This window comes from Saccharopolyspora shandongensis, assembly GCF_900106995.1.
In the GTDB taxonomy this organism is placed as follows: domain Bacteria; phylum Actinomycetota; class Actinomycetes; order Mycobacteriales; family Pseudonocardiaceae; genus Saccharopolyspora; species Saccharopolyspora shandongensis.
Window position 1 is genome coordinate 36,510 of the sequence record NZ_FNOK01000016.1, and the last position, 16,684, is coordinate 53,193.

General features: G+C 70.9%; 18 protein-coding genes. 14 read left to right on the forward strand and 4 right to left on the reverse strand.

All coding sequences use genetic code 11. From position 1 onward, the window contains the following. Window positions 1–44: 44 nt before the first annotated feature. The 11 genes from mbhE (at window position 45) to BLW84_RS18645 (ending at window position 10,441) form a co-directional block, all read left to right on the forward strand. Window positions 45–2,423, forward strand: coding sequence for a hydrogen gas-evolving membrane-bound hydrogenase subunit E (gene mbhE / locus BLW84_RS18595; RefSeq protein ID WP_245761228.1), 2,379 nt, complete (start codon window positions 45–47; stop codon window positions 2,421–2,423). Then, the gene (locus BLW84_RS18600) at window positions 2,420–2,965 is read left to right on the forward strand and encodes an MnhB domain-containing protein (protein WP_093266998.1); all 546 of its coding nucleotides are present in this window, start codon (window positions 2,420–2,422) and stop codon (window positions 2,963–2,965) included. The genes mbhE and BLW84_RS18600 overlap by 4 nt, the downstream gene beginning before the upstream one ends. Further along, entirely contained in the window at window positions 2,962–3,378 is a 417-nt protein-coding gene (locus BLW84_RS18605) for a Na(+)/H(+) antiporter subunit C (RefSeq protein ID WP_093266999.1), read from the forward strand. The genes BLW84_RS18600 and BLW84_RS18605 overlap by 4 nt, the downstream gene beginning before the upstream one ends. Beyond that, on the forward strand, window positions 3,375–4,910 hold the full coding sequence (locus tag BLW84_RS18610) for a Na+/H+ antiporter subunit D (protein WP_093267001.1): 1,536 nt from the start codon (window positions 3,375–3,377) through the stop codon (window positions 4,908–4,910). Before BLW84_RS18605 ends, BLW84_RS18610 begins: the two co-directional genes overlap by 4 nt. Further along, on the forward strand, window positions 4,903–5,454 hold the full coding sequence (locus BLW84_RS18615; protein ID WP_245761229.1) for a Na+/H+ antiporter subunit E: 552 nt from the start codon (window positions 4,903–4,905) through the stop codon (window positions 5,452–5,454). The genes BLW84_RS18610 and BLW84_RS18615 overlap by 8 nt, the downstream gene beginning before the upstream one ends. Before the next feature lie 2 nt (window positions 5,455–5,456). Next, window positions 5,457–5,723, forward strand: a complete 267-nt coding sequence (locus tag BLW84_RS18620; RefSeq protein WP_093267003.1) for an MrpF/PhaF family protein — start codon at window positions 5,457–5,459, stop codon at window positions 5,721–5,723. Next, window positions 5,720–6,067: a monovalent cation/H(+) antiporter subunit G gene (gene mnhG, locus BLW84_RS18625; protein WP_093267004.1), complete on the forward strand. Its 348-nt coding sequence runs from the start codon at window positions 5,720–5,722 to the stop codon at window positions 6,065–6,067. Before BLW84_RS18620 ends, mnhG begins: the two co-directional genes overlap by 4 nt. Window positions 6,068–6,219: 152 nt before the next feature. Beyond that, window positions 6,220–6,501 carry a hypothetical protein gene (locus tag BLW84_RS18630; protein ID WP_093267006.1) on the forward strand — a complete coding sequence of 94 codons (282 nt, stop codon included), beginning with the start codon at window positions 6,220–6,222 and terminating at the stop codon, window positions 6,499–6,501. Window positions 6,502–6,989: 488 nt separating this feature from the next. Further along, a complete protein-coding gene (locus tag BLW84_RS18635) occupies window positions 6,990–8,240 on the forward strand; it encodes an amidohydrolase (protein WP_093267007.1) in 1,251 nt (416 codons plus the stop codon). Further along, complete coding sequence (locus tag BLW84_RS18640) at window positions 8,237–9,628, forward strand: amidohydrolase (protein WP_425441724.1); 1,392 nt, start codon at window positions 8,237–8,239, stop codon at window positions 9,626–9,628. Before BLW84_RS18635 ends, BLW84_RS18640 begins: the two co-directional genes overlap by 4 nt. Before the next feature lie 147 nt (window positions 9,629–9,775). Beyond that, a complete protein-coding gene (locus BLW84_RS18645; protein WP_177226547.1) occupies window positions 9,776–10,441 on the forward strand; it encodes a hypothetical protein in 666 nt (221 codons plus the stop codon). 14 nt (window positions 10,442–10,455) lie between these two features. On the opposite strand, the gene BLW84_RS18650 is transcribed toward BLW84_RS18645, so the two are convergent. Next, window positions 10,456–11,931, reverse strand: a complete 1,476-nt coding sequence (locus tag BLW84_RS18650; protein ID WP_093267009.1) for an FGGY-family carbohydrate kinase — start codon at window positions 11,929–11,931, stop codon at window positions 10,456–10,458. Window positions 11,932–12,089: 158 nt separating this feature from the next. On the opposite strand from BLW84_RS18650, the gene BLW84_RS18655 reads away from it, so the two are divergent. After that, a complete protein-coding gene (locus BLW84_RS18655) occupies window positions 12,090–12,803 on the forward strand; it encodes an HAD family hydrolase (RefSeq protein ID WP_093267010.1) in 714 nt (237 codons plus the stop codon). A gap of 34 nt (window positions 12,804–12,837) precedes the next feature. After that, complete coding sequence (locus BLW84_RS18660; RefSeq protein WP_093267012.1) at window positions 12,838–14,280, forward strand: FGGY-family carbohydrate kinase; 1,443 nt, start codon at window positions 12,838–12,840, stop codon at window positions 14,278–14,280. Here the strand turns inward: BLW84_RS18660 and BLW84_RS18665 are convergent, their stop codons facing one another. Then, window positions 14,281–14,778, reverse strand: coding sequence for a nuclear transport factor 2 family protein (locus BLW84_RS18665; RefSeq protein ID WP_245761230.1), 498 nt, complete (start codon window positions 14,776–14,778; stop codon window positions 14,281–14,283). Between the two features lie 262 nt (window positions 14,779–15,040). Between BLW84_RS18665 and BLW84_RS50655 the strand changes: the two genes are divergently transcribed. Next, window positions 15,041–15,256 (forward strand): WYL domain-containing protein, encoded by a 216-nt coding sequence (locus tag BLW84_RS50655; protein WP_483880103.1) that lies wholly within the window; start codon window positions 15,041–15,043, stop codon window positions 15,254–15,256. 9 nt (window positions 15,257–15,265) lie between these two features. On the opposite strand, the gene BLW84_RS18675 is transcribed toward BLW84_RS50655, so the two are convergent. Together BLW84_RS18675 and BLW84_RS18680 are read right to left on the reverse strand one after the other, a co-directional pair. Continuing rightward, entirely contained in the window at window positions 15,266–16,051 is a 786-nt protein-coding gene (locus BLW84_RS18675) for a DeoR/GlpR family DNA-binding transcription regulator (protein WP_093267013.1), read from the reverse strand. Window positions 16,052–16,131: 80 nt separating this feature from the next. After that, the gene (locus BLW84_RS18680) at window positions 16,132–16,584 is read right to left on the reverse strand and encodes a gamma-glutamylcyclotransferase family protein (RefSeq protein WP_093267152.1); all 453 of its coding nucleotides are present in this window, start codon (window positions 16,582–16,584) and stop codon (window positions 16,132–16,134) included. Window positions 16,585–16,684 lie beyond the last annotated feature (100 nt).

Consider the following 16,684-nt stretch of genomic DNA (forward strand, 5'->3'; position numbering starts at 1 on the left):
GAGTCGGCGGGTCCGGGTGACCACGACCAGTCGTCGTCGAGGAGGTGCCCTTGCTCGCGTTCGTCATCGTGCACCTGCTGGTTGCTCTGGCGCTCCCGTTCCTCGCCCGGCGCAGCACCCGAGCCGCGTTCCTGACCGCGGCCGTCCCACCGGCCGCAGCGCTGGTCTGGGTGCTGGCGCAGGCGCAACCGGTGCTGACCGGACAGGTGATCACCGAGACGGTCGCGTGGGCACCGCTGATCGGGCTGGAGCTCAGCTTCCGGCTCGACGCGCTCGGGATGCTGATGACGGTGCTGGTCGCCGGCATCGGCTCGCTGGTGCTGATCTACTCCGACTCGTACTTCAGCCGCGGCGGGGGCGACGCGCGGCGGTCCGCGCCGCTGCTGCTGGCGTTCGCCGGCGCGATGCTGGGGCTGGTCTTCGCCGACGACCTGATCACCGTCTACGTCTTCTGGGAACTGACCACGATCTGCTCGTTCCTGCTGGTCGGACAGGCCGGGATCAGCCGCGAGTCGCGGCGGTCCGCGCTGCAGGCCCTGATGATCACCAGCCTGGGCGGGCTGGTGATGCTGCTGGGCTTCGTCGTGCTCGGCGAGTCCGCGGGCACCTACCGGATCTCCGAGCTGATCGCGAACCCGCCCGGCGGCACGCCGGTCGCGGTGGCCGCGGTGCTGATCCTGGTCGGTGCGTTCACCAAGTCCGCGCAGGTGCCGTTCCACAACTGGCTGCCCGCCGCGATGGTGGCGCCGACGCCGATCAGTGCGTACCTGCACGCCGCGTCGATGGTCAAGGCCGGTGTGTTCCTGGTGGCCCGGCTGGGGCCGGTGTTCGCGGGCGTGCCGCAGTGGTGGCTGCCGACCGTGGTGTTCGGCCTGGCCACCATGCTGATGGGCGGCTGGCGGGCGCTGCACGAGTACGACCTGAAGAAGCTGCTCGCCTACGGCACGGTCAGCCAGCTCGGCTTCCTGATGGTGCTGCTCGGCACCGGCACCTACACCGCGGCGGTCGCCGGGACCTCGATGCTGCTCGCCCACGGCCTGTTCAAAGCGACGTTGTTCCTGGTCGTCGGCATCATCGACCACCAGACCGGCACCCGCGACATCCGGGAGCTGTCCGGGCTGGGCCGCCGGATGCCGTGGCTGGCGGTGATCGCGACCCTCGGCGCGGCGTCGATGGCAGGACTGCCGCCGATGCTCGGCTTCGTCGGCAAGGAGGCGGCGTTCAGTGCCTACCTCGACGGCACCGGCCCGGAACCGCTGGTGGACGCGGTGCTGGTGGTCGGCTCGATGCTGACCGTCGCCTACAGCCTGCGGCTGCTGTGGGGCGCCTTCGCGGACAAGCGCGACATCGCGTCGACCGAGGCGAAACCGGCCGGCCCCGAGGCACTGCTGCCCGCCGCACTGCCCGCCGCCGCGGGCGTCTTCCTGGGCCTCAGCTACTCGGTCGTCGACAGCCTGACCAGCGCTTACGCCAGCGCCTTCCCAGTGGACGCCGACCCGTACCACCTGGGGATCTGGCACGGCTGGACGCTGCCGCTGCTGCTGTCGGCGGTCGCCGTGACCGGCGGTGTCGCGCTGCACCTCGGGCGCACCCGCCTCACCGCGCTGCGCAGCCGGCTGCCGCGGCCGCTGGACGCCCAGCGCGGGTACGAGCGGATCATGGCGCTGCTGGAGCGGGTCGCGGTCGGCGTCACCGGGCGCCTGCAGGTCGGTTCGCTGCCGACCTACCTCGGCATCATCCTGCTGACCGTGCTGGCGATCCCCGGCTCGGCGCTGGTGGTGCGGGCCAGCGTGCCGGAAGACCTGCGCGCCTACGACAACCTCCTGCAGCTGCCGCTGGCGATCGTGGTGATCGTCGCGGCGGTCGCCGTGCTGCGCTCGCGGCGGCGGTTGACCGCGGTGCTGCTGGTCGGCGTCGTCGGCTACTGCATCGGCGGGCTGTTCATCGTGGACGGTGGCCCGGACCTGGCGCTGGCGCAGTTCCTCGTCGAAACGCTGACGCTGGTGGCGTTCGTGTTCGTGCTGCGCCGGTTGCCGGTGCGATTCACGCAGACCGAAACCCCGACCACGAAGGCGCTGCGGGTGCCCAAGGCGATCATCGCGGGTGCGGCCGGCGTGTTCATCTCGCTGGCCGCGGTCATCTTCAGCGCGGCCCGCCAGGCGCCCCCGGAGGCCAGCGCCGAGTTCATCGCGAACTCCGAGAAGGGCGCCGGCGCGACCAACGTGGTCAACGCGATCATCGTCGACTTCCGCGCTTTCGACACCGTCGGCGAGATCGCGGTGCTCGCGGTCGCCGCGACCGGCGTCGCCAGCCTGATCCTGGCCTCCCGGCACGAACGCCGGAAACGCAGCACCCGCGCGGCGACCATGCCGCGGATCAAGACCCCGACCCTGGCCAAGCAGCAGGAGGAGGTGCGCGAATGACCTCGCCGACGAAGCCGAAACCGGCCTGGACGACCTGGGACGCCCCGAGCGAGCGCTGGCTGCTCTCCGGTTTCCCCCGCGAGGGGATGCAGCGGACCGTGCTGCTGGAGCTGGCGTCCCGGATCATCTTCCCGACGGTGCTGGTGCTGTCGATCTACCTGCTGTTCGCCGGGCACGACCGGGCGGGCGGCGGGTTCAGCGGAGGCCTGGTCGCCGGGCAGGCGTTCGTGTTGCGCTACCTGGCCGGTGGCCGGATGGACGACAGCGCCATCGTCTCGATGCGCCCGCCGGTGCTCATCGGCATCGGCCTGACCATCGCGACCACCTCCGCGTTCCTGCCGCTGCTGTTCGGCGGGCAGATCCTGGAGACCGCGATCTACAAGTTCGCGGTGCCGCTGCTCGGCGAGATCAAGTTCGTCACCAGCGTGCTGCTGGACACCGGGGTGTACGTCCTGATCGTCGGCGTCGTGCTGGACCTGCTGCGCACCCTGGGCGCCGGCATCGAAGCCGACGTCGAGGCGGCGGCCAGGGGGCAGCGATGACGATCAACCTGACCATGGCGCTCGTGCTCGCAGTGCTGTACTCGGTCGGCTTCTACCTGCTGATGCAGCGCTCGCTGATGCGGATCCTGCTGGGCATCGTGATCCTCGGCCACGGCTCGAACCTGCTGCTGCAGACCGCCGGCGGCCCGCCCGCCGGCGCCGCGATGATCGGCACCACGCCGCTGGACGAGATGGCGGATCCGCTGCCGCAGGCGATGGCGCTCACCGCGATCGTGATCACCTTCGCGCTGACCACCTTCCTGCTGGCGCTGGCGTACCGGTCCTGGACGCTGCTCGGCCACGATGAGGTCCGCGACGACGTGGAGGACCGGCGCATCCAGCGGATGGAACGCCGCCTGGCGGAATCCGAAGACGACAGCACCGAGGAACTGGCGAAGGAGGCCGCTCAGTGACGGTCCTGGTGGCCCTGCCCGTTCTGCTTCCGCTGGCCGCTGCCGGACTGTCGTTGGCGCTGGGCCGGTTCGCCGACATCCAGCGCGCGCTCGGGCTCATCGTCCTCGGCGGGATCATCGCCGATGCCGCGGTGCTGCTGTACGTCGCGGACCGCTACGGCCCGGTGGTGCTGCAGATGGGCGCCTGGTCGGCGCCGTTCGGCATCACCCTGGTCGCGGACCGGCTCTCGGCGCTGCTGCTGGTGGTCTCGTCGGTGGTCACGTTCGCGGTGCTGATCTACTCGATCGGTCAGCGCATCACCGACTACGGCAGGCAGCGCTCCAGCACCACGTTCCACCCGATGTACCTGATGCTGTGCGCGGGCGTGTCGCTGGCGTACCTCACCGGCGACCTGTTCAACCTGTTCGTCGCCTTCGAGATCATGCTGAGCTCGTCGTACGTGCTGATCACCCGGCGCACGACGGCCACCCGCATCCGCGCGGGCATGACCTACACGATCGTCAGCCTGGCGTCGTCGCTGCTGTTCATCACGATGATCGCGCTGGTGTACGCCTCCACCGGCACGGTCAACCTGGCCGACCTCGGCGAGAAGGTGCACCAACTGCCGGACGGGCTGCAGATCGCGCTCGCGCTGCTGGTGGTGATCGTCTTCGGCGTGAAGGCGGCGATGGTGCCGCTGCACTTCTGGCTGCCGGACAGCTACCCGACGGCGCCCGCGCCGGTCACCGCGGTGTTCGCCGGCCTGCTGACCAAGGTCGGCATCTACGCGCTGATCCGCACCCAGACGCTGGTCTTCAGCCATTCCGAGAGCTGGAACCTGATGCTGGGCATCGCGCTGATCACCATGATCGTCGGCGCGCTGGGCGCGCTGGCCCAGAACGACCTCAACCGGCTGATGTCCTTCCTGCTGGTCAGCCACATCGGGTACATGCTGTTCGGCCTCGGCGTCTACGACGTCATCGGGCTGACCGGGGTGATCCTCTACGTGGTGCACCACATCACCGTGCAGGCCACGTTGTTCCTGGTCAGCGGTTTGATCACGCGGCACACCGGCACGGTGGCGCTGACCAGGATGGGCGGGCTGGCCAAGGCCGCACCGCTGATCGCGGTGCTGTTCGCGCTGCCCGCGCTGAGCCTGGCCGGGGTGCCGCCGTTCTCCGGCTTCGTCGCCAAGCTGGCGCTGCTGCAGGCCGGTGTCGGCGCGGGCACCTGGATGGCCTACGTGGTCACCGGCGGCGCGGTGCTGACCAGCCTGCTCACCCTGTACGCGATGGCGCGGGTGTGGACCCGGGCGTTCTGGGGTCAGGTCAAGGCGCCGGAGCCGGACCCGGATCCCACCGACGAGCTGGTCGTCGGCACGGCCACGTCGAACCGCCCGATGGTCGTCGCGACCGGCGTGCTGGTGGCGGCGAGCGTGGTGATCGCCCTGGTCGCGGGGCCGCTGGCGGACGTCAGCGGCCGGGCGGCGACGGACCTGATGCACGGCGAGACCTATCGGACCGCGGTGCTGGGAGGTGCTGCCGGTGAGTGAGCAGGCGATCGGCCGCAGGCGACGGCTGCTGCAGCGGCTGCCGCTGGTGGCCTGGCTGACCCTGGTCTGGGTGATGCTGTGGGGCACCTTCGACCTGGGCACGCTGTTCTTCGGCTTGGTGGTGGCGCTGCTGGTGTCCACCATGTTCCCGCTGCCACCGATCAACACCAACATCGTGGTGCGCCCGCTGCGGCTGCTGCTGCTCGCCGCCTACCTCGCGTGGGACCTGGTGAGCTCCACGGCGCGGGTGTCCTGGCAGGCGTTGCGGTACGGGCCGAACGCGAAGTCGGGCATCGTCGCGGTCACGCTGCAGACCGACTCCGACCACATCACCGCGATGGTCGCCAATGCGGTGTCGCTGGCGCCCGGCAAGTTCGTCCTGCAGATCGACCGGGTCAACCGGATCTGCTACGTCTACGCGCTCGGCATGCGGGCCGAAGACGTCGAGTCGGTGCGGCGCGAGGTGCTGACCCTGGAGCGGCGGGTGGTGCAGGCGGTCGGCTCGGCGAACGAGGTGGCGCTGGTGAGCGGACAGGAGGGGTGAACATGGCCTGGGTCTTCGCGGTCACCTTCGGCCTGCTGTGCGTGGCCGGCCTGCTGGTGGTCGTCCGGCTGCTGCGCGGCCGCACCACCCTGGACCGGATCGTGGCGGTCGACGTGTTCGTCACCCTGATCGTCGCCGCGACCTGCGTCGGCATGGGCTGGCTGGGCGACGGCTCGAACATCGCGTTGCTGGCCGCGTTCGCGCTGCTCGCGTTCATCGGTTCGATCAGCGCGGCGCGGTTGATCGAGAAGAAGGAGCCGTACCGATGAGCTGGTTGGACGTGTTCTCCGCGGTGTGCCTGATCGGCGGCGCGTTGTCCTGCCTGCTCGGGGCGATCGGATTGCTGAGCTTCCCGGACGTGACGGCGCGGCTGCAGGCGGCGACCAAGCCGCAGACCCTCGGGCTGATCCTGATCCTGATCGGCACCGCGGTGCAGCTCGACTTCGTCTACGCCTCGGGGCTGATCCTGGTCGGCCTGTTCCAGATGCTCACTGCGCCGGTGCTGGCACAGCTCGTGGGCCGGGCGGCGTACCGTGCGGACAGCGTCGACCGGGATTCCCTGGTGGTGGACGAGCTCGGCGATCGCATCGAGCGGGAGCGCCGGGTTCGCTGATCCGTTCGGCACTAAGCCGATCCGGCACAAGTCGCGCATGGCTGGTCACTCTCGGCGTCTAATATGATCAAATGGACCTGCACGAGTGACCACGCAAGAGTTACCGCTGACGTGTGATTGACGAACGCGGCGTAGGAGGGTGTGGAGCCATCATGTGGCGGACCGGCCGCGTGTTAGCTGGCCTTGCGATCGCGTTGTTCCTCTTATTGGCGCCGCCCGCGCTGGCGACGGGCGAGACCCCACCGTCCGGCACCCCGGTCGTCGTGCTCGCCCAGGATCCGGGCCAGCCGCCGGCGCCGCCCGCGCCGCCACCGGCCTACGACAAGCAGCGCCTCGCCATCGGCGCCACCGGAGTGGTGTTGATCGCACTGGTGCTGTTATCCCGCAAGGCGCGCAAGAAGCCGGTCTTGTTCGTCACGTGGAAGAAGAAGTAGTCGGCGATAAAACCGGCAGGGTGGTCGGTTTTTACGAGATTATTTCGGTGGCAATTCTCGCCATGGACTAGACCTGACGCCGAACCTGTGGGATTTTCACAACTGACTGAGTGCGCGGACCGCATCCCCCGCCTGGGTAGCGATGGGTCCAGCGCGCCTGCGACGGGGTAGTAGCCCCCCACTGACGTGGGCCGGCACCGGGAAGCCCCCCGACCGGTGCCGGCCCACACCCTTTCCTGGTACGGCCTGCACGGCACGCGCTCCTCGTCTTCCGGATGCGATCACGCTGCGGTGCCGTGATGTCGGGTTCGTCGCCCGGTTTATCAATCGAAAGTGTGAGAAATAGGTTAGTCGGCTGCGGTCGATCTCCAATTTCTTCGGTTCTGCCGAATCCGAACCACCCGTTCGTCGCAGTGTGACGACCGGTGGGCTCCCGGCCTCGCGCCAGGCCCGCGCCGACGATCCGGATGATGCAGGATGGGGCGCAAATGAGTACCGCTCCACACCCCGCCGCCGATCGTTCTGCCGCGGCGCGTGCCCACTGCCGCGACCGGGTGCAACACCACGAAGCGGAGCTGGTCGAGCTCTCCCGGAGCATCCACGCCGAGCCGGAGCTCGCGTTCGCCGAACACCGCAGCGCCGCCAAGGTCGCGGACCTGCTCGCCCGGCACGGCTTCGCCGTCCGAACCCCGGTCGCCGACCTGGACACCGCGCTCGTGGCCGAATCGGGCAGCGGTGAACTGGTGGTCGGCATCTGCGCGGAGTACGACGCGCTGCCGGAGGTCGGCCACGCCTGCGGGCACAACGTCATCGCCGCGGCCGGCGTCGGTGCCGCGCTCGCACTGGCGGGGATCGCCGACGACCTCGGCATCACGGTGCGGCTGATCGGCACCCCGGCCGAGGAGACCGGCGGCGGCAAGGTGCTGATGCTGGAGCGCGGCGTCTTCGACGACGTCGCGATGGCGATGATGGTGCACCCCGGACCGGAAGAGGTCTGCCGGCCGACCTCGCTGGCCATCGCCGATCTCGAGGTCCGCTACACCGGCCGCGCGGCGCACGCCGCCGCGGCCCCGCAACTCGGCCGCAACGCCGCCGACGCGCTGACGGTCGCGCAGGTCGCCATCGGCCTGCTCCGCCAGCACCTCGAGCCCCGGCAAATGGTGCACGGTATCGTTACCGCAGGTGGCGCGGCGCCGAACATCGTTCCAGCGCACACCGCGGCGGTCTATAACCTGCGTGCAGCCGAAGCGCGCTCCCTGCAGCGCCTGGAGAACCGTATTCGGGCCTGTTTCGAGGCGGGCGCGACGGCGACCGGATGTGAGCACGAAGTCGTGCAGATCTCTCCGGTGTACGCGGAGCTGAACCCCGATGGCTGGCTGTCGGAGGTGTACGGCCGCGCGATCACCGAGCTCGGGCGCGAACCGCTCGACCGGGGCGATGAGCAGGGCCCGGTAATCGGCAGCACCGACATGGGCAACGTGACCCAGGCCTTGCCCGCGATCCATCCGATGATCGCGGTGGACTGCGGCGACGCGGTCAACCACCAGGCGGAATTCGCCGCGGCCTGCGCAACGCCGGCCGCGGATCGCGCGGTGCTCGACGCAGCGTTGGCGATGGCCTGGACAGGAGTGGCCGCTGCTTTGGACGGCGCGCAACGCGATCGCCTGCTGGCGGCCGCGCGCGACCGGTCGGCTCGGAGCTCGTCGGAACAGATCTGCACGTCGGGAGGCGTGGCGTGACCGTGGTGGATTCTCGTGGCCCGGACCCGGGTCAGTCCCCGAACGGCAGTTCGGCGGTGGAAGACGTGGATTGGGAAGCGGCGGAGCGTTCCGCCGTGGCCCAGGGAACTCTCGTGGCGGCAGGTGCGGACGGGCCGAGTGCGCCCATCGGCAGCACCATGTCCAGCGTGGGGTCCGGTGCGGAATCCGCCGTGGTCGACCTCGGCGCTGGTCGTGGACCATCCTGGCTGGATGCCTGGCTGGACACCAACGCGCATCGAGTGGTGGCCTGGCGGCGGCACATCCACGCCTACCCGGAGCTCTCCCGCGCGGAGCACGAGACCACCGCGTTCCTCGCCGAGCAGCTCACCCGAGCGGGCTTGCGCCCGCGGATGCTGCCGGTGGGCACCGGCCTGGTCTGCGACATCGGGGAGGCGCGGCCCGGCCAGCGCACCGTGGCGCTGCGGGCGGACATCGACGCGCTGCCGCTGAGCGAAACCACCGGACTGCCCTACGCCTCCACAGTGGACGGTGTCGCGCACGCCTGCGGGCACGACGCGCACACCACGGTCGCGCTGGGCGCCGCGCTGGCGCTGGCCGCCGCGCCGAGCCTGCCCGGCCGGGTGCGGATGGTCTTCCAGCCGGCCGAAGAGGTGATGCCCGGTGGAGCCCTGGACGTGCTGGCCGCCGGTGCCCTCGACGACGTGGACCGGATCTTCGGGCTGCACTGCGACCCGCGGCTGCTGGTGGGACAGGTCGGAACCCGGGTCGGGGCGATCACGTCGGCGGCCGACCTGCTGGAGCTCCGGCTGACCTCGCCGGGCGGGCACACCTCGCGCCCGCACCTGACCGCGGACCTGGTGCACGCGCTGGGCACCGTCATCACGGGCCTGCCGACGTTGCTGTCGCGCCGCGTCGACCCGCGCACCGGAACCGTCCTGACCTGGGGCGCGGTGCACGCGGGCGAGGCGCCGAACGCCATTCCGCAGGACGGCGTGCTGACCGGGACGTTGCGCACAGGTGACCGCGACACCTGGGCCAAGCTGGAACCGTTGGTGCACGAGCTCGTGCACAACCTGCTGGCGCCGCTGGGCGTCGGGTTCGACCTGCAGCACCGCCGCGGCGTGCCACCGGTGGTGAACGACGCGGAGAGCACCGAGCTGCTGCGGGCCGGGATCGCCGCCGGCGTCGGCGAAGACGCCCTGGCCAGCACCCCGCAGTCGTCCGGTGGCGAGGACTTCGGCTGGTACCTGGAGCACGTGCCGGGCTCGTTCGCGAGGCTGGGCGTCCACTCCGGGGTGGGTCGGGTCAAGGACCTGCACCAGCCGACGTTCGCGCTGGACGAGCGGGCACTGTTCGTGGGCATCCGAGCGATGGTGAACACCGCCCTGATCAGCCTGGAGCGCTGAGGTCGAGGCCGTCCGGCGGGCACTGTCCGCCGGACGGCCGCAGCGCCGGATCAGCACCCTCCTGCACGTGGTTCGCTGAGTCCACCCGAACGAGGTGTATCCGCTCGCCGCTGTATCTGTTCGCGGGGTTCCCGCCTCTTTAATGGCATGACCGCGAACATCATCTCCCCCGAAATGCGGCCGCCGGTGGCCGTCGAACCCGACGTGCCGGGCGGCTGGCCGCAGTCCTCGCTGCACGGTGCCATGACCCGCCGCGACGCGGAGCGGGCGCTCGGTCGCGCGGAGGTTGCGACCGGACTCGCCGAAGGCGACTGGGTGGAGCCTTGGTACGGGGTCATCGTCCCGGTCACCCGCGTCCACGATCCGCTGACCCGAGCGGCGGCCGCGTTGCTGCGCGCCGGACCGCACGCCGTGCTGTCCGGCGCTACCGCGGTGGCGATGCACGGGTGCGATTTCGCCGCCGACGGCGTGGTGCACGTGACCATTCCCTACGACCGCGAGCTCCGGTCCCAGCCGGATCTCGTCATCCACCAGGCCTGGGTCAGGGAGTGCGACGTCGTCGAGCTCGACGGGCTGCGCACCCAGGCGCTGGACGTCGCCATCTGCGAACTGCTGTGCACCGGCGAGCAGCGGTCGGCGCTGGACTGCCTGGAGCAGGCGCTCGCCCAGCTCGGCGAAGCCGCCGAGCGCTTCCGGGCGTTGGTCGCCGAGCGGCTCGCCCGGCGCAGGGATCGCCGGGGCACCCGGCGAGCCACGGCCCTGCTCCAACTCGCGTGGTCCAGGCCTCGCGGCGTGCTGGTCGGAGGTGTGTGATGAGCAGCCGAACGTCAGTCCGCGCGCCGGAACCAACCGGCGGCCTGGGCGGCTTCGCGCACCTCGACGAACCGGGCGTATGCGTCGTCGTACAGCGCGCGGTTGCTCTCGGTCGGCCGCAGCGGTTCCGACGTGCCGACCAGCTCGCGGGCGACGTCGGTGATGTCGCGTCCCGCCAGCAATGCGTGCGCGGTCACCGCCGCGCCCCGCGCCCCGGCCTGCTCGTCGGTGGTGCGAACGACCGGCAGGCCGGTGACGTCCGCGATCACCTGGCGCCACAACGGGTTCGCCGATCCGCCGCCGGTGAGCCGCAGCTCGGTGGGCTGCGCGGTGCTGGCGACCAGGCAGTCCCGGATCACCATGGCCAGCCCCTCCAGGCAGGCCCGCGCGATCTCGGCGGGGCCGTGCTCCAGGCTCAGGCCCTGCAGGCTCCCGCGCGCGGCCGGGTCGTAGAAGGGCGCGCGCTCTCCGCCGAGCGAGAGGTAGGGCAGCATCAGCAGGTCCTTGCTGCCCGGCTCGGCCTGTTCGGCGAGCTCGGTGAGGTTCTCCGGGTTGGGCAGGCCGAGCATCCGGCAGGCCCATTCGACGACCTCGGTCCCGGCGAGCGTGGCGCTGGCGAGCATCCAGCGGCCGGGCATCGGGGTGCGCAGCGACATGCCGACGGGAGCGCGCTCCAACCGGGGCTCGTCGCTGATCACCTCGGTGCAGATCGTGGTGCCGAGGATGGTGCAGGCCTGCCCGGGCTCGGTCACGCCCGCGCCGATCGCGGTGGAGATCACGTCGTAGGCGCCCAGCACGACCGGCGTGCCTTCCGGAACGCCCAGCCGCTCGGCCGCGGACCGCTGCAGCGGAGCGATCCGCTGCGCGCCGTCCACGGCGTCGGGCAGCAGCCGCTGCGCCCAGTCCAGGCCGAGTTCGCTGAGCACCGCGTCGGAGTAGCGGCCGGTCCGGGCGTCGAGGAACGGGTTGGAGGCCTCGGAGACGTCCCAGGCGAGGCGGCCGGTGAGGCAGTTGAACAGCCAGCCGCCGCAGGTGAGCACCTTCGCGGCGGTAGCGATCCGGTCCGGCTGGTGCTCGGCGAGCCAGCTGAGCTGAGCGTGCGGCAGCCCGGCGAAGCCGACCGAGCCGTTGATCTTGAACAGCTCGGCGAGCAGTCCGGAGTCGGCCCAGTTCGCGGCGATCGCCGAGGCGCGCACGTCGTTCCAGAGCAGCGCGGGACCGGTCGGTCGGCCGGCCTCGTCGACGAGCCAGCAGCCGTCGCCCTGCGCGGTGATCGCCAGCGCGGCGACCTCGGCGCCGAGTTCGCGGACGAGTTCGGCGACGGTGTCCGCGACGGCCGACCAGACCTCGGGCATGTCCTGCTCGGCCCAGCCGGGCCGGGGGCGTTCGACGCGGGTCGGGCGGCGGACGACCGCGAGCTCGGTGCCGTCCGAGGCGTAGGCGACGCTCTTCACCACCGAGGTGCCGGCGTCGATGCCGATGGTGATCACGGGCGTGTCCTCCTGATCCCCCCTGCGTGGTCGACCCGGTCGGCTCGACCCGAGAACATCACAACATTTGGTGTTAAAAATTTCAAGATAGGTGTTATGTTTGCGATGGGATGTGACACCAAGGTCCCGGTTGCGGACCACGACCGGAAGGACGCCACGTGCCGCCTCAACCCCACCCCGGTTCGGAGAACGACCGCATCGAGCTCGTGCTGCTCGACGTCGGCGGCCCCATCTACGACGACAAGGCCTACCGCGACGCGCTGCTGCGCGCCGCGCGAGAACTGGCGGCCGAAGACGGCCGGAGCGTCGACGAAGCCGAGTTCCAGCAGGTCTACGACGAACGCCGCCAAGCCCAGGGCGGGTCCCTGCGCACCGCGGTCGCCGAGCGGTTCCTGACCGCGCAGGACCGGCAGCGGCTGTCCGACCGCGCCGAGCGCTACTGGGAGTACCTGCCGTCGGCACTGCACGCCGACGTGCTCCCGACGCTGCGCGAGCTCGCCGGTCGTTACAAACTCGCGGTCGTGGCGAACCAGCGAGCGGTCGTCGTGGACGCGCTCCGCCGGGACGGCGTTGCCGACTTCATCGACATCTGGGCGGTTTCGGAGGTCGTCGGCGCGGAGAAGCCGGACCCGCGGATCTTCCAGCACGCCCTGCGGGAAGCCGGCGTCGAGCCGAAGAACGCGGTGCACGTCGGCAACCGGCTCGACACCGACGTGCGCGGCGCGCACCAGGTCGGGCTGCGCACGGTTTGGGTCGTGCGCGGCGAGGCGCCGCCGGAGCCCACGCCCGAGCAGCTCGCCGAGCCCGATGTGGCGGTGTTCTCGCTGGCCGAGCTGCCCACCGCGTTGGAACGCCTGCAGGGGGCCGAATGAGCGAACAACTCTCGAAAGCGCTGGAGGCTTGCCGATGACAGAGCTCGTCGCGGGCGTCGACGTCGCGACCGCCAACGTCCGGGTGCAGATCCACGATCCGGCGGGCCCGGTGATCGCCGCGGCGTCCCGGCGGTTGCCGCAGCCGGTGCGATCACCGGGCGGACGCTCCGAGCAGGACGCGACCACCTGGTGGCCCGCGGTGCGCGACAGCCTTGCCGAGTGCACGGCCGCATTGGGTTCGCGCAGCAGCGAAATCCGATCGCTGGCGATCTCGGCGACGTCGGGCACCGTCGTTCCGGTCGACGGTGACGGCGAGCCGCTCACGGCAGCGCTGATGTACGACGACCGCCGTGCCGATGCGGAAGCCAAGATCGCCGCCGAGGTGGGTGCGAGCCGCTGGCGGCGCACCGGCATCACGCCGTCGGCGGGCTCCGGCCTGGCCCGGATCGGTTGGCTGGCGCGGCACCTCCCGGACGGCACGGCGCGGGTGTGCCACACGCCCGACGTCATCGCCTGGAAGCTTGTCGGGCATCCGGTCGCCACCGATTCCAGCCACGCGCTGAAGAGCGGCTACGACGCCGTCGACGGCGAGTGGGCCAATGAGGCGTTCGAGGCCTTGGACGTGCCGGGCGGGCTGCTCCCGGAGGTCGTGCGTCCGACGGCGGTGCTGGGCACCGTCGATGCGAACGCCGCGGCGCTGACCGGACTCCCGGTCGGCTGCGAGGTGCGTGCCGGGATGACCGACGGCTGCGCCGGGCAGCTGGCCTGCGGAGCGGTCGACGTCGGGCAGTTCGTGACGGTCCTCGGCACCACGCTGGTGCTCAAGGGAGTGTCCAAGGAGCTCGTGCACGATCCGGCCGGCGCGGTGTACAGCCACCTGCACCCGGACGGGATGTGGCTGCCCGGCGGCGCGGCGAACATCGGCGGCTCGGCGCTGTCCGATGTGGACCCGGCCGAGCTGTCGAGCCTGGACGCGGCGGCGACCGAGCGCGGACCGGCGAGCGTGGTCGGCTACCCGCTGCGCGGCGAGGGGGAGCGGTTCCCGTTCCTCGCCGCGAACGCCACGCGGTTCACGCTCGGCACGCCCGCGGACCGGGTCGACGAGTACCGCTCCCGCCTCGAAGGCGTCGCCTTCTGCGAGCGGCTCGCGCTGGAGCGGCTGGCCGAGCTCGGTGCGCCGGCAGAAGGCGCCGTGCGCACCGCCGGCGGCGGAGCCCGCAGCATCGCCTGGTGCCAGATCAGGGCATCGGTGCTGGAGAAGCCGGTGCTGCGCGTCCAAGGCGCGGGTACGGCGTTGGGTGCGGCGCTGCTGGCGGCCAGCGGTTCGATCTACCCGAACCTGAGCTCTGCGGCGGCGGCGATGGTGCCCGGTGGCGAGCTCGTCGAGCCGGTGCGGGCAGAAGTGCGGCAGCTGGGCGACAGCTACCGGCGCTTCGTCGACGAGCTCCGCGCCCGGGGCTGGGGCTCCGCGTCCTGATCAGGAGCCGGAGAGGGCTTCCGCGACCGTGAGGCTGTCCTCGTAGACGGCGTAGCGCGTGATCAGGCCGTCCTCGATGACGAGGTGCAGCGCGCACAGCGCGGTGTACGGCTTGCCGGTGGCCTTCACCGTCTGGCGGATGTCACCGAGCACGACCGCCTCGTTGCCGTCCACGAGGATCCGCGGTGCGGATCCGCCGGCCTCGCCGGGCACGTGGAACTCGGCGATCGCGCGGAAGTGGTCGGCGACGTCGGCCCGGGTCGAGCGGGGCCGGATCCAGGGCACCGCCGGATGACCGCCGGCCGGCCAGTCCAGCACCCAGTCGACCTGCTCGGCGAACAGCTCGGCGATCCGGTCCGCATCGCCTTCTCCGAGCCGGCGGAGGAATTCCTTCGCAATGGCACGGGTTAGCGCGCTTCCGCGTGCAATCGGTTCGGGGAACTGGTAGTCGGACCGGATCCGCTCGTCCTCGTCGACCTGCGCTGGGCCGAGCCCCACGAGACGACCCGGATCGTGCAGCCGTACGGGCTGGTCCTGAAAGCGGCCACTGGTACCTCGTGGCCGGTGCGGCCGAACGGATCCGTTCCTACCGCATCTCCTGGATCGTCGACCTGCACGTCCTCGACGAGCGCTTCACCCGGTCGGGTTCGACCTGGCTGCCTACTGGCAGGCCTACCTGGAGCAATTCGATGCGCGACGGCATCGGGGCGAGGCGATCATCAGGCTTTCCCCGCAGGTCCTCGACCGGTTGCCGCACCTGGTGGAGCCGGCCGTGGCGCAAGCGGTACGACGAACCGCAGGAACCCCCGATGCCGACGGCTGGACCCGGGTGACGATCCCCATCGAGTCCGCCGACCAAGCCCTCCCGGAGCTGCTCAAACTCGGTGCCGACGCGGAAGTCCTCGCTCCCGCCGAGCTCCGGGAGCGGCTCACCAGGACGCTCGACGCCCTGAACCGCATCTACGGCACGGCATGACGCGGGTGATCAACCTTCGGCGACTTCCAGTGCCACGCCCGCCGCCCGCAACTCGTCGCGCAGCGGTGCCGGGGTACCCGCGTCGACCACGACGACGTCGAACTCGGTCAGCGGCGCCAGCTCGTGCACGGCGCGCCGGTCGAACTTGGAGTGGTCCAGCAGCAGCACGCGCTTGCCGGTGGTCTCCATGAGGGCGCGCTTGACCTGGATGGTCTCCTGCGAGCGGTGCAGGCAGTGCCCGTCGACGACCGCGGTGGTCGACATGAACAGCACGTCGGAGCGCATCGTGCGGGCCATCCCCGCGGTGTGCAGGCCGAGGAACGCGTCGTAGGACGGCTGGTAGTCGCCGCCGAGCCCGATCAGGTGCAGCCCCGGTTCGCCGCTGAGCAGGTTGATCACGGACAGGAAGTTCGTCACGACGGTCAGCGGACCCAGCGGCGCCAATCGCTCCGCGACCGCGAGCGCGCTGGTGCTGTCGTCGAGAGCGACGACCTGACCAGGGGAAACGTGTCGAATGGCGTGCTTCGCGATGCGTGCTTTCTCGTCGGCCGCGTCGGCGATCCGAGCCCGCACCGAGGTCTCCAGCAGCGCGGTCGGAGTCGACGTCGCACCGCCGCGAACCTTGCGCAGCCAGCCCTGCTGTTCGAGGACGTCCAGGTCGCGGTGGATGGTCATCCCGCTGACCCCGTGCTCGGCGGCCAGTGCCTCGATGCGGACGAACCCGCTGGCCAGCACTTCCTGGCGGATCTGCTCGCGCCGGTCCTGCTGGTTGACCGGCGTGCCGGCGTCGGCCATGGACTCCCTCACCTCGCGTGTGCAACCAGAGTGATTATCACACGAGAGACGTGATATTCGGTCCGGATGTCACGCCGGGTTCACGGGCCGACGTTGTGGCACGGGCGTTTGCGCAGCTTCTCGACGTAGTCCTCGGGAGCACCGGCCGCTTCGGCCGCATCGGCCATCACGCCGAGATAGCGCGCCGACGGCAGCCCGCCTTCGTAGGCGTCCAGCACGTACAGCCAGGCCAGCGCCGATCCGTCCAGCGTCTGCACCCGCAGCCGCAGCTTCTTGTGCATGCCGAGCTCGGCGCCTTCCCAGTTGTCGAGCTGCTGCTCGTCTTCCGGGCTGACGTCGTAGAGCACCGTGAAAACCTGGGAGCCCGGCTGCTCGACGATCGTGGCGAGGGCCCCTTCCCAGCCGTAGTCCTCGCCGCCGAAGGTCAGCCGCCAGTCCACCAGCCAGCCCGTTCCCGCCAGCGGGGAATGCGGGGCGCGCTTCATCATCTGGGCCGGGTCCATGTTGGACCCGTACGCGGCGTACAGAGGCACGCCCAACAGGGTAGCGATCGACAGCCCGGGTGGCGGAGCGGACTACGTCACGAATGTGGGTGGGGTCCCGGCCTGGAACGCCGGGGGGTGGCCTGCGCCA